The 13408-nt window shown below is 71.9% G+C and carries 8 protein-coding genes and 1 riboswitch; of the genes, 3 read left to right on the top strand and 5 right to left on the bottom strand.

Annotated features, from left to right (window positions below):
- Positions 1-171: 171 nt before the first annotated feature.
- The 4 genes from ACIRL2_RS21965 to ACIRL2_RS21980 are packed head-to-tail and all read right to left on the bottom strand — an operon-like array spanning position 172 to position 5014.
- Entirely contained in the window at positions 172-1092 is a 921-nt protein-coding gene (locus ACIRL2_RS21965) for a carbohydrate ABC transporter permease (protein ID WP_395863412.1), read from the bottom strand.
- The gene (locus ACIRL2_RS21970) at positions 1089-2450 is read right to left on the bottom strand and encodes an ABC transporter permease subunit (protein ID WP_395863411.1); all 1362 of its coding nucleotides are present in this window, start codon (positions 2448-2450) and stop codon (positions 1089-1091) included. Before ACIRL2_RS21970 ends, ACIRL2_RS21965 begins: the two co-directional genes overlap by 4 nt.
- A 9-nt stretch (positions 2451-2459) precedes the next feature.
- Positions 2460-3806: an ABC transporter substrate-binding protein gene (locus tag ACIRL2_RS21975; protein ID WP_402234100.1), complete on the bottom strand. Its 1347-nt coding sequence runs from the start codon at positions 3804-3806 to the stop codon at positions 2460-2462.
- Positions 3803-5014 carry an ABC transporter ATP-binding protein gene (locus tag ACIRL2_RS21980; RefSeq protein WP_395863407.1) on the bottom strand — a complete coding sequence of 404 codons (1212 nt, stop codon included), beginning with the start codon at positions 5012-5014 and terminating at the stop codon, positions 3803-3805. Before ACIRL2_RS21980 ends, ACIRL2_RS21975 begins: the two co-directional genes overlap by 4 nt.
- 158 nt (positions 5015-5172) lie before the next feature.
- A riboswitch (ZMP/ZTP riboswitch) is annotated at positions 5173-5261 on the top strand.
- 32 nt (positions 5262-5293) lie between these two features.
- Here ACIRL2_RS21980 and glyA point away from each other — a divergent pair.
- A complete protein-coding gene (gene glyA, locus ACIRL2_RS21985) occupies positions 5294-6574 on the top strand; it encodes a serine hydroxymethyltransferase (RefSeq protein ID WP_395863405.1) in 1281 nt (426 codons plus the stop codon).
- 120 nt (positions 6575-6694) lie between these two features.
- On the opposite strand, the gene ACIRL2_RS21990 is transcribed toward glyA, so the two are convergent.
- Complete coding sequence (locus ACIRL2_RS21990; RefSeq protein ID WP_395863403.1) at positions 6695-9325, bottom strand: FHA domain-containing protein; 2631 nt, start codon at positions 9323-9325, stop codon at positions 6695-6697.
- A 345-nt stretch (positions 9326-9670) separates the two neighbouring features.
- On the opposite strand from ACIRL2_RS21990, the gene ACIRL2_RS21995 reads away from it, so the two are divergent.
- Together ACIRL2_RS21995 and ACIRL2_RS22000 are read left to right on the top strand one after the other, a co-directional pair.
- On the top strand, positions 9671-11167 hold the full coding sequence (locus tag ACIRL2_RS21995; protein WP_402234102.1) for a serine/threonine-protein kinase: 1497 nt from the start codon (positions 9671-9673) through the stop codon (positions 11165-11167).
- A gap of 149 nt (positions 11168-11316) precedes the next feature.
- Positions 11317-13383 carry a protein kinase domain-containing protein gene (locus ACIRL2_RS22000; protein WP_395863399.1) on the top strand — a complete coding sequence of 689 codons (2067 nt, stop codon included), beginning with the start codon at positions 11317-11319 and terminating at the stop codon, positions 13381-13383.
- The last annotated feature ends 25 nt before the right edge of the window (positions 13384-13408 follow it).

Below are 13408 nucleotides of genomic sequence, written 5' to 3' on the forward strand. Positions count from 1 at the left end.
CCCTACGCCTTCGGACGATGTCACATGGAATTCCGTTCCCGAAGTCGGATCCGTAACGATGGCGGCACGAAACACACAGGCCGCGGGGCCGCCCGGACTTCGCCGGACGGCCCCGCGGCCGTTGCCCAGGACGCCTGTTCGACATCGAGGGGATGTTCGCCTCCTCGACGACTACTTGACGGCGCCTGCCATCACGCCCTGGACGAAGTAGCGCTGGAAGCTGAAGAAGACGACCACCGGGACGATCAGCGACAGGAACGCGCCGGGGGCCAGCACGTCGATGTTGGCGCCGAACGCCCGGGACTGGGACTGCAACGCGACGGTCAGCGGCGCCGATTCGGTGTCCGCGTAGATCAACGCGATGAGCATGTCGTTCCACACCCACAGGAACTGGAAGATGCCCAGCGACGCGATCGCGGGCAGGCCCAGCGGCAGGATGACCCGGAAGAAGATGGTCAGGTCGGTGCCGCCGTCCATCCGGGCGGCCTCCAGCAGGTCGCGTGGAATGCCCGCGAAGTAGTTGCGCAACAGGAACACCGCGAACGGTAGGCCGAACGCGACGTGGAAGAGCACCACACCCAGGATGGTGCCGAACAACCCGGTGTCGCCGTACAGCTTCGAGATCGGGATCAGCGCCACCTGGACCGGCACCACCAGCAGCCCGACCACGATCAGGAACAGCCAGTCCCGACCGGGGAATTCCAGCCAGGCGAAGGCGTAGGCCGCGAGCGAGCCGATCAGGATCACCAACAGCGTGCTGGGCACGGTGATCCAGATGGTGTTGAAGAACGCCCGGGTCATGTCCTTGTTGTCGAGCAGCTTGTCGTAGTTGGAGAAGGTCAGGTCGCTCGGCTTGCCCAGCACCTTCCACCAGCCGGACTTGCTCATCTCCTGCGGATCGCGCAGCGAGGAGACCAGCAGTCCGAAGGTGGGCATCAGCCAGAACAGCGCGATCAGCACCAGCAGGACCGCCGCCAGACCGCCGCCGGTGCGGCCGACGATGCGCGAGGCGAGGCCGCGCTTGATGCCCCCTTCCGGGGGCGCCGGCGCTTTCCGAGGCTTCGTCAGGTCGGGGGTCACGGACGTGCTCACCGGTTCTCCCTTCGGAAGCGACGGATGTTGAACAACATCGCCGGCAGCACCAGCAGGAAGAGCAGGATGCCGATGGCGCTGCCCAGGCCCTGGTTGTTGCCGCCGCCGAAGGAGGCGATGTACATCTGCAGGGCCAGCACGTTGGCCTCCTTCTGGGACGAGCCCAGCGAGATGATGTACACCAGGTCGAAGATCTTCAGCACGTTGATCACCAGCGTGACCATCACCACCACCAGCACCGGGGCCAGCAGCGGGATGGTGACCCTGCGGAAGACCTGCCACTCGGTCGCGCCGTCCACGCGCGCGGCCTCCAGCGCGTCCCGCGGGATCGCGGCCAGGCCGGCCGCGATCAGCACCATCGCGAAGCCCGCCCACATCCAGATGTAGGCGCCGATGATCGCGGCGGTGACCAGGTTGGGCCCGAGCCAGTCGTAGCCGCCGAAGGACTTGGCGAAATTGCCTTCGGTCAGCCGTAATTGCACCGGGCCGCCCTCGGCGGCGGACGCGGGCATGGTGAACGAGCCGTCCTTGCCGGTGCTCGCGCTCGCCACCGTCTTCCCGTTCCGGACCGCCTCGACCCGTACCCCGGGCAGGCCCTTCTCGCCGGGGTCGACCACTCCGGCCTTGCCCGCGTTGCCCTTGGTGAAGTCGACCCACACCACGCCGCCGAGGCCCCCGGCGGGCGGCACGGCGGGCTTGGCGTCCCGCGCGTCGGTGGGGATCTTGTCCGCGGGCAGCGCGACCAGCGGCAACAGCGCGGTACCGCCGGGCGCGGTACCGGCCTTGGTGATGAAGCCGCCGCCCTGCGGCGCGAGCACGGTGTCGTTGCGCGGTCGGGCGCCGGGATACGGCGCGCCCTCGTCGAACATGTCGTGCACGCTGGTGATCACCGCGTTGGCCACGCCCTGATCGGGATCGCGGTCGTAGACGAGCCGGAAGATGATGCCCGCGGCCAGCATGGACACGGCCATCGGCATGAAGACGATCAGCTTGAACGCGGTGGCGAACCTGACCCGTTCGGTCAGCACCGCGAAGACCAGACCCAGCGAGGTGACCACGGCGGGCACCACCAGGACCCAGATCAGGTTGTTCTTGAGCGCGGTGAAGGTGTCGTCGTCGGTGAACAGTTCCTTGTAGTTGTCGATCCCCACGAAGTCCGACCAGCCGTCCGCGCCGAACAGGCTGCGGATCAGCGACCACACGATCGGATAGGCGACCAGGACGGCGAGCATGACGATGGCCGGCAGCAGGAACAGCCAGCCCAACAGGGCGCCCGAACCGAGCCCGCGCGACTCGCGCGCGGGCGTCGGCTTCGTCTTCTCGGGCACCGCGACCTGTACGGGTGCCTTCTCACTCATCGACGTCGGTCACCCGCCCGCGTAGGCCTTGGCGGCGTCCGCTTCGAGCTTGCTCTGCGCCCCGGCCACGTCCGAGGGGTTGCGCAGGAAGTCCTGGAGATCGCGCCACTCGCCCTCACCCTTGGTGCCACCGAACGCGGCGGGCGCCTGGTCGGAGAGGTCGAAGCGGAAGTCGTCGCCCGCGGCGATCAGGTTCTTGGCGATCCCACGCGTGGTGTCGTCGCGGTAGGACGCCATGTCCAGGTTCTTGTTCGGCGACAGGTAACCGCCCTGCTGCGCCCACACCTTGGCGGCGTCCGGCGAGGCCAGATACTTGAGCAGGGCCTGGGCGCCGGGGGAGTCCTTCATCGCCACGGCCACGTCGCCGCCGGTGACCACCGGTGCCTTGCCGGTGCCGACCGCGGGGAAGCCGAAGAACTTCGCGTCGGTGCCGATCTTGGCCTTGGTGTCCTTGATGATGTTGGTGCCGATGAAGTCGCCGCCCGAGATCATCCCCGCCTTCGGCGGATCGCCGAACGCCTGCGGTACGGACGCGGGGAACTCGGTCTGGAGCACGCCGCCGCTGCCGCCGGGGAACCAGTCGTTCTTGCCGAAGACCTGAGCCAGCGTCTCCAGGGCGGTCTTGACCGAGGGGTCGGTCCACGGGATCTGGTGCTTGGCCAACTGGTCGTACTTCTCCGGGCCGGCCTGGCTCAGGTAGATGTTCTCGAACCAGTCGGTGAGCACCCACCCGTCGGCGCCGCCGATGGCGAACGGCGGGGTGCCCGAGTCGGAGATCAGGCCCGCGTTCTTGAGCAGGTCGTCCCAGGTCTTGGACTCGGTGGCGCCCGCGTTCTCGTAGACCTTCGCGTTGTACCAGATCAGCGACTTGTTGGCGCCCTTGTAGTAGACGCCGTAGAGCTTGTCCTGATACGAGCCCAGCTTTTGCCACTGGGTCGCGAAGTTCGCCTGCACGGCCTGCTGCACGTCGGCCGCGAGTGGCTTGATCCAGCCCTTCTGCGCGAACTGCTGGAGTACGCCCGGCTGGGCCAGGAACGCCACGTCCGGCGGCGCGTTGCCCTCGACCCGCTGGCCCAGGAAGGTGGAGGCGCTGTCGCCGGTGGGGATGAACTCGGTCTTGGCCCCGGTGCGCTTCTCGAAGTCGGCGAGCACCTTCTTGAAGGCGGCCTGCTCGTCACCGGTCCACACCGCCGCGACGCTCACCGTGGTGCCGTCGAGGCGGGGTACGGCCGGCGCGCCGCTCCCGCCGGGGGTCGCGTCGCTCTTCTTGCCCTTGTCGTCGCCGTCGTCGCTACAGGCCGCGAGACCCATGGCGAGCATCGAGGCGACCGCCAAGGCGCCCACGAACCGCTTCACGCGTCCTCCGTAATGGACAGACCCGTCTCCGGGTCGAAGAAGTGCAGCCGGTCGGTTGCCACCCGCATCACCACATCGGCGCCCTCGCGGGCCCGGGTACGCGGCCCGAAGCGGGCCACCAGCTCGGTATGGGCCGCGCCCGGGTCCGGCACCGTGTCCTCCGCGCCCACGTCGCGCGCGAGTTCCTGGACGTCCTCGGTGACCGCGGGCGGCGCGTCCACGCGCACGTGCACGAGCACCTCCGAACCCATCGCCTCGACCAGGTCGGCCTCGGCCCGCAACACCGCGCCCTCGGCGGGCTCGGCGCCCTCCAGGGCGGTGTCGTACAGGTCCTCGGGGCGGATGCCGACGATCAGCGGGCGACCGTGGTAGCCGGCCAGCGCCGGGCGCGCGGCGAGCACGTCGGGGTGCACGGTCAACCGCTGGCTGCCGATCGCCACCGTGGTGCCGTCCGCGTCGTCGCGGTTCAGCGTGCCGGTCATCAGGTTCATCGCGGGCGAGCCGATGAAGCCGGCCACGAACAGGTTGACCGGGTGGTCGTACAGCTCCTGCGGTGGGGCGACCTGCTGGAGGACGCCCTTCTTCATCACCGCGACCCGATCGCCGAGGGTCATCGCCTCGGTCTGATCGTGCGTCACATACAGCGTGGTGACCCCGAGTTCGCGGGTCAGTCGGGCGATCTGGGCGCGCATCTGCACGCGTAGCTTCGCGTCGAGATTGGACAGTGGCTCGTCCATCAGGAACGCCTGCGGCTCCCGGACGATCGCCCGGCCCATCGCGACCCGTTGCCGCTGACCGCCGGAGAGTTGCCTCGGCTTGCGGCCGAGGTGCTCCTCCAGGCCCAGGGTGCGGGCCGCCTTGGTGACCCGTTCGCGAATCTCGTCCTTGGGCAACTTCCGCAATCGGAGCCCGAATCCGATGTTGTCCCGCACATTCAGATGCGGATACAGGGCGTAGCTCTGGAACACCATCGCCACGTCCCGGTCACGCGAGGGCACCCGATTGACCACTCGGTCGCCGATGCTGATCGTGCCCTCGCTGATCTCCTCCAGGCCGGCGACCATCCGTAACGCGGTCGTCTTCCCGCATCCGGACGGGCCGACCAGAACCAGGAACTCCCCGTCCGCGACGGTCAGATCGAGTGAGGTGACCGCTCGAGTGCCGTCCGTATACAACTTTCCAACCGCATCCAGTACCACTTCCGCCACGAATTCCCCCGATGGTGGACAGATCCCGCCTGCTGATGTCCTGTGGTACGCCTGGTGTGGCGTTGGCCACAACCCCTGCCCCGTGCAACGAGCCTTATTCGTGACTTTCGATCATCGCTGCGTAATGAGGCGGCGGGTGACCGTCGCGCTCCGTATGCTGAACGGGCCGCGACTGGCGTACGCGTGGGATCGACCACGAGGAAGCGGCGGTTCCACCGACGAGGTGTCGTCCGCCTGGGCACCCGGATCACATTCGCTGTGAACCGAGCCGGAGAACACATGGACATCCACGGGCACGTGACCGATCGCCACCCGGAACTGCGCCGCACCGACCCCGAGATCGCCTCGTTGGTGCGTGCCGAGGAACTGTTGCAGCAGGACACGCTGCGGCTGATCCCGAGCGAGAACTACGTCTCCGCCGCCGTGTTGGAGGCGACCGGGACGGTACTGACCAACAAGTACTCGGAGGGCTATCCGGGCCGTCGGTACTACGAGGGCCAGCAGAACATCGACCCGATCGAGATCATCGCCCGCGAGCGGGCCAAGTCCCTGTTCGGCGTCGAGCACGCCAACGTGCAGCCGTACTCGGGCTCACCGGCCAATCTCGCGGTCTACCTCGCCTTCGCCCGGCCCGGCGACACCGTGCTGGGCATGGCGCTGCCGATGGGCGGGCACCTCACCCACGGATGGGGGGTGTCCGCGACCGGGACCTGGTTCCGCGGCGTGCGCTACGGCGTGCGCGCCGACACCGGGCGCACCGACCTGGACGAGGTGCGCGATCTCGCGCTGCGCGAGCGGCCGCGGATCATCTTCTGCGGCGGTACGGCGGTGCCGCGCACGGTGGACTTCGCCGGGTTCGCGGAGATCGCCCGCGAGGTGGACGCGATCCTGGTCGCGGACGTGTCCCACATCGCCGGGCTGATCGCGGGCGGGGCGCATCCGTCCCCCGTCGGGCACGTGGACGTGGTGTCCACGACCACGCACAAGACGCTGCGCGGGCCGCGCGGGGCGATGCTGATGTGCCGCGCCGAGCATGCCAAGGCGATCGACAAGGCGGTCTTCCCGGGCCTTCAGGGAGGGCCGCACAACAACACCACGGCGGCCATCGCGGTCGCGCTGCGCGAGGCGGCGACCGACGAGTTTCGGACATACGCCCACGCGGTGGTGGCGAACGCGAAACGGCTCGGTGAGGAACTCGTCGGGCGCGACTTCGAGTTGGTGTCGGGCGGGACGGACAACCATCTGCTGCTGGTGGACCTGACCCGGCGCGGGGTGCCCGGGAAGGTCGCGGCGAAGGCGCTGGATCGGGCCGGGATCGTGGTGAACTACAACACCGTGCCGTTCGACACCCGGTCGCCGTTCGACCCCTCCGGGATTCGGATCGGGACGCCGGCGCTCACGTCGCGTGGGCTCGCCGAGGAGCACATGCCCGCGATCGCGCGGTGGATCGATCAGGTGGTGACGGCGGCGGGGGTCGGAGCCGAGGACGTGATCGTGCGCGTGCGGGGCGAGGTGCGGGAGCTTTTGGGTGGGTTTCCGGCGCGGGGGTTGCCTGTGTAGGCGCGGGATTTGTTTGCCCACCCGCTCCACCCGCTCCACCCGCTGCGTCTGGTGGGGAGGTTGGGGTTTTACCGCGGCGCGGGGTGCCTGGTGGGGCCCCGCGGCCTGGTCGGGTGGGCGTTACCGGGCTTTGCGGGCCAGGTGCTCCAAGGGGGCCGGGGGCCACAGAGGGGTTTGGAGCGGGGTACCGAGTTGTTCCGCGGCGCGGCGGACGGCACCGGTGAGCAGGGCCAGGTCGGTGGGGCCCTTGCCGCCGCCCACGGGGGTCGGGCGGCGGGCCAGGCGGTTGCCCATCTCCTGCCACTCCTGGCGGACCACGGTGGGGCGCAGGGTGGCCGTGCGCGGCATCCGGCCGGTCACCCGGCCGGCCTGGAACGGGACGACGGCGCCGTCCCGGCCGCGCACGAACCCGCGCCCGGGATAGTCCTCGTCCACGCCCGCCGCGTCCTCGACGTCGATCAGCACGCGCGAGGCCTGCGGATCGTCCACCCGCAGGGCGATCCGCAGTTCGGCGCCCGCCGCGGCCTCGATCTCCGGGGTCCGGGCGGGCTGACCGGTGGTCACCAGCAGGTGCACGCCGTGCGCGCCGCCGCGATGGGCCACGTCGGCGAGGCTCTTGACGAAGCCGGGGTACGCCTCGGCCAGCAGGTCTATGTCGTCCACCGCCACCACGAGCCGGGGCAGCGGCCGGTCCGAGCCGGCCCGGTACGCCTCGAACGGCGTGCCGCGCAACAGCCCCTCACGGCGATCCAGTTCGTCCCGCACGGCCGCGACCGCGTCACCGGCGGCCGGGATCTCCGCGTCGGTGAGGTGTCCCACCACGTGCGGCAGCTCGGACAGCCCCTCCGGGCCGTGCACCAGCGCGATGGCGAGCTCGTCCGGCCGATTGGCCACCGCGAGCGAACACAGCACGGACGCGAGCAGTTCGGAGCGGCCGGAGCCCGCGGCGCCGCCGATGACCACGTGCGGCCCGTCGGTGGACAGGTCCACGGTGACCGGGCCGCGCGCGTCCGAGCCGAGCACCGCGCGCGGCGAGCGGCCCGCCTCGCGCCAGCCCGCGAGCAGTTTGGCGGGGGTGAGCAGATCCAGGTTGAGCAGGTCCAGGAGCCGGACCGACTCCGGCAGCGGTGAGGTGACCCGACGGGTGGCCTCGCGCAACGGGGCCAGGGCACGGGCGAACCGGTCCGCCCACGCGGACGACACCGCGTCCGCGACCACGTCCTCGACGCGCCGGGTGCCCGGCCCGATCAGGTCGATCCGGGTGCCGACCTCGCCGGCGATGTGCGCGACCGCCGAGCACTGCGGCGGCAGTTCCTCGGCCCGCTCGTCCAGACACAACGCGTGCACGCCGGCCGCGGGTCCCTCGACCAGAAGCCGGACGATCTCCGGACGGGCGGCCAACCGGCCCGCGCCGTCCAGGACCACCACGGTGCGCCGGACCGGGACCCGCTCGGCGGTGTCGATCCGGTCCAGCAGTTCGCCCGCGCGGGCCCGCACCTGATCCGCTCCCAGGCCGACCAGGAGCCGGCAGTCCTGACCCTCGCCCGGCCGCAGGTGCGGCAACCAGCGGGCCCAGGACCAGTCGGCGGCGGTGCCCGGGTCGGCGCACAGCACGACCAGTTCCACATCCTGCGGTCCGTGCAGTCCGGCGAGTTGGGCCACCACCGAGCGGGCCAGGCCCAGCAGTCGGGGGCGGTGCCCGGTCAGGCCGAGCACGGTGTCCTTGAGCGAGACGGTGACCGGGACCGAGAACGCGGTCAGTCGGCGCTCCTCGCCGCCCGTGCCGGCGACGGTCGAGGGTTCCACCAGGGTCACCCGCGAGGGCAGGTCGCCGACGCCCAGACGCACACCCAGCGCCTCGGGGTGGCCGGCCGCGCGCTCCCACAACCGGCCCGCCGGGCCGGGCTCGCCGGTGGCCAGCGCGTCCAGGAGCAGGGTCGCCGGATCGGGCGACTGGTCCCGTCGCCAGCGCACCTCGTCGAGCAGCGCCGAGCGGGCGGCCGCCTCGATCGTCTCCCGCTCGGTCCCGGCGGCCCGGCGGCGCAGCGCGAACGGGCGGCGCCGGCCCGCCGTCTCCTCGGGCAGTTCGAAGCGGGCGCGGGCGGGCACCGGCAGTTGTGCGCGGGCGGTGCGACGCACCTCGATGTGCCCGGTGCCGTCGGCCCGGGCGCGGGCTCCGGAGCCGTCCTCGGGCGAGCCGTAGGGCGGCGGCAGGAAGGTCTGGAGGGTGGATTCGCCGACCCGCAGCAGCGAGCCCGGAGGCAGGTCGACCGGTTCGCGGCCGATCGGCATCCCGTCCACGGTGGTGCCGTTGGTCGAGCCGAGGTCGGCGACGCGGATCCGGCCGGGCTCTATCCACAACTCGGCGTGCAGGCGGGACAGATCGGGGTCGCCCAGGCGCACCTCGGCCTCGGGCGCGCGGCCGATCCGTACCCCGCCCTGGTGCAGCAGGTGCACGCCACCCGCGTCCGGCCCGCCGACCACCCGCAACTGCGGGGATCCGGCGGAGGGCGAGGGGGAGCCGAGCGCGTCTACGGTGACCAGCGCGCCGTCCACCAGCGGCGGTCGGCCCACGGGGGTGTCGTCGCGCAGCCGGATGTCGCCCACCCAGAAGCGTTGGCCCTCGGTCCCGGAGGCGGTCCGCAGCGCGCCCGCGATGCCCGCGAACGTCGTCCCGGACGGCGCGGTGACGAGCACGTCGGCGCCCGGTCCGGTCCGCTGCGGTCCGTGCACGGTGAGCCGGATCTGCATGCGCGCCTCCCTCCTCCGAGCAGAAAACAAGAGGCATCCTCGCACCCGCGACCGTCATGTCGCCTACAGCCGGACAGACGATGGATCTTGTCCGAATTTCGACCGAAAAAGACCGAGTCGCCGGCGAATCGCCCGAACACGATGCCGCCGTCGAGTCGCTCCGCGTCATCGAGTATCCGCCGCGCGGGCCCGGCTTGGATCCGGTCCGGGTTCGGCCCGGGTTCGGCCGGGTTCGGACCGACACCGCCTCGGGTTCGGCCGCGACGTGGCGAACCGTACCTGGGGTCGATGCGTCTGTAGCCGAGTACCACCTAGGGTGGACGGCAACCCGGCACCACCGCCCAGGTGGCGGACAGGACAGTGGGGAGCGTCGTGGACCGGCCGGTCGGCAGCAAGTATCTGCTTCAGGAAACCCTGGGGCGCGGAGCCAGTGGCACCGTCTGGCGCGCGAGCGTGCGCGATTCGGGCGAGACGGTCGCGGTCAAGGTGCTGCGCGAGGAGTTGGGCACCGACCCGGACGTGGTCACCCGCTTCCTGCGCGAGCGCTCGCTGCTGCTCAATCTGCGCCACCCCAACCTCGTGCACGTACGCGACCTCGTCGTCGAGGGCGAGACGCTCGCCCTGGTGATGGACCTGATCGACGGCCCGGACCTGCGCACCTACCTGCGTGACAACGGCCCGCTGCCGCCGGCCGCCGCAGCCCTGACGATGGCTCAGATCTGCGACGCGCTGAGTGTGACGCACGCGGACGGGGTGATCCACCGGGACCTGAAACCGGCCAACATCATGCTCGCCCGCAACGGCGACTCGCTCTACCCGATGCTGACCGACTTCGGCATCGCCCGGCTCGCCGACTCGCCCGCGCTCACCCGCACCCACGAACTCGTCGGCACCCCCAGCTACGTCGCGCCCGAGACCGCCGAGGGCCGACCGCTCACCCCGGCCGTGGACGTCTACGCCGCGGGTGTCGTGCTCTACGAACTCGTGGCCGGGCACCCGCCCTTCCGGGACACCAACCCGATCGCGCTGCTGCACCACCACCTGACCGAGGCGCCGACCCGCCCGGTCGGCATGCCCGACGCGTACTGGCTGATCACCGAGCGCTGCCTGGCCAAGCAGCCCGAGATTCGGCCGGACGCGGCGGGTCTGGGCCGCGCGCTGCGGCTGGCCGCCGACATCGTCGCCGGCGTACGGCCCGACGACGGCTCGCTCGCCCAGGTGCTGGCCGCGAGCGCGTTCGGCGCCCGCCCCGGCGCCGGCGACCCCACCCGGGTCATCCCGCAGGCGCAGAGCGGCTATCCCGCGCCGCCGCCCACACCGCCGAGCACACCGCCGCCGAGCCCGCCCAACGCGACCCGGGTGATGAGCACGCAGCCGCCCGGCTACCCGCAACCACCGCGGCAGTACCCGCCGCAGCCGGCGTACGCCGAGCCGGTGCGACAGGCCGCCGCGCCGCCCGCCCCGCCGCTCGCCGATCCCGGGCCGCCGCCGCCACCCCCGCCACCGCGCTATCGGCGCGAGGAGGCACCCGAACGCGAGCCGCGCCGCCGGGAACGGCCGGCGCGCGAGCCGAGGGAGCGCGAGCCGGAACCGCGCGAGCGCGAGCCGCGCAGGCGACGCGGGTTCCGGCTGACCAGCATCCCGGGAGTGGGCTGCACCATCGGCTGCCTGCTCCGGCTGGTGATCATGGCCGCGATCCTGTTCGCCATCTACTGGTTCAGCCCGCTGCGCGACTGGGTGAACTCCGCTATCGACTGGTTCGATACCGTTCGAGGCTGGTACGACAACGTCAAGGACTTCGTCTCCGGCAACGACGGCGGCGGCGGTGACACCAAGAACTGACGCATAATCATCCCCCGGTCGCCCGTGTCGAGGACGACCTCGTACACGCCGTCCTGCCCGACGGTCCCCGGATCCGGGGGTCGGCCGCGTAGGGTGCGGTCGGGGAAGTCCGCTGTGAGCACCACGCTCGCTGGGTCCACGGAGCTGCTTTGGCACGCAAGATCGGTAGCCGATACGTCGCCCTGAAGGTGCTCGGGCGCGGCGCCAGCGGGACCGTCTGGCAGGGCGAGGGACCCGAGGGACCCGTCGCGATCAAGCTGCTGCGCGAAGACCTCGCGTCCGACCAGGTGTTGGTCGCGCGCTTCGTGCAGGAGCGCACCGCGCTGACCAGCCTGGACCACCCCAACATCGTGGGGGTGCACGACCTGGTCGTGGACGGTACCGACCTCGCGCTGGTGATGGACCTGGTCATCGGTCCCGACCTGCGGGCCCGGCTGGAGCGCGAACGTGTGCTCACCCCCCGACTGGCGGCCGCGATCGTGGCCGACGTCGCGGACGGGTTGTCCGCCGCGCACGCCGAGGGTGTGATCCACCGCGACGTCAAACCCGAGAACATCCTGATCGACAACTCCGCCGGGGTCTCCCGGGCCCGCCTCACCGACTTCGGCATCGCCCGCCTGGTCGACGCGCCGCGCCGCACCCGGGCCACCCGGATCATCGGCACGCCCGACTACCTGGCGCCCGAGATCATCGAGGGCCTGCAACCCACCGCCGCCGTGGACGTGTACGCGTTGGCCACCGTCCTGTACGAACTGCTCACCGGGTGGACGCCGTTCGGCGGCGGGCACCCCGGCGCGGTGCTGCGTCGACACGTCACCGAACCGGTGCCGGGCATCCCCGGCCTGCCGGATCCGCTGGCCGCGGTGCTGGCGTCCTGCCTGTCCAAGGCGCCCGCCGCCCGGTTGACCGCCCGCGAGTTCGGCGAACGGCTGCGCTCCGCGTTGCCGTCGCTGATCGGCCTGCCCGCGTTCGACGTGCCCGACCCCAACGGGAACGTCGGCCGCCAGGACACCCCCGTACCGCGCCCGGCAGGCGTGGTCCCGCTGGTCTCGGGGACCTCGGAGGCCGCCGACGGCAGCCGGGACACGCACACCAACCTGACCCGCCCGGTGTTCGACGACGCGGCCCCGGTGCAGTCGCACCGCCGGAGCAAACCGGCCCGCCGCGCAGGCGCCGCGCGCCGCCGACTGATCCTGGTGATCTGCGGTGTGCTCGCCATCGCGGCGGTCTGCGCGGTCGCGGTGTGGTTCACCCGGGACAAGGGCACCTCGACCCGACCCGCCGGGCAGACCTCCGGCGTCACGCAGCAGAGCACCCCGGGTCCCGCGGGCGGCTCGGGTGGCCCCGCCCCGCAGCGCGCCGGCGCCGGCTACGCGTGGCCCGCGTTCGTGCCGCTGCCCGCCGCGCCCGTACTGCTCCAGGGCGGCCCGGCGGCGGCCCGGGCGGACGCCGAACACGCCTGGGTGGTGCAGCGCGACGGCGAGGGCGGGCTCTGGTACATCGGCGGCGAAGGCCCGCGCTGGGGGGAATGGCGCCGGCTGCCCACCTTCCGCACCACCGACGATCCCGCCGCGGTCAGCGCCGCACCCGGACGCCTGGACGTGTTCGCGGTCGGCGCGACCGACAAGTTGCTCTACCGCTCGACCCTGGCCGACGGCCGGTTCGGCGAGTGGACCAGGACGGACGCCAAGACCAAGCTCGGCGGCGCGCCCGCCGCGGTCGCCACCGGCGATCGCATCGACATCGTCGCGCGCACGAGCACCGACGGCCTGGCCGCCGGATCGCTCACCGGGACCTCCTGGAGCGGCTTCACCACGGTGCCCAGCGCGGGCCGGATCGAGGCCGCGCCCGCGCTCACCGCCGGCGCCCCCGGCACGCTGGCCGCGTTCGTGGTGCGCGCCGGCGACCACGCGGTGCTGCACATCCCCTTCCTCGACGGCACCTGGCGCGAGCCCGAGCGGGTCGGCCTGGCCGCGTCCGCCCGCCCGGCCGCCGCCTACACCCAGGGCCGGGGCCTGCTCGTGCTCGCCCGCGACGGCAACGGCCGACTGCTCGGCGCGGTGCCCGGCGAGGGCGGCTGGCGGCCGGTCGACCCGAACACCGCCACCGCCGACGCCCCGGCCGCGACGGCCGCCGGAACCGACCGGGTGGACGTGTACATCCGCGCCGACAACGGCCGGGTCCAGGCCGCCGGGTCGAGTCCGGACCCGGGCTGAGTCCGAGACCGGGCCGCGATCCACT

Origin of the sequence: Embleya sp. NPDC127516, from assembly GCF_044765325.1 — a bacterium.
Lineage (GTDB): Bacteria > Actinomycetota > Actinomycetes > Streptomycetales > Streptomycetaceae > Embleya.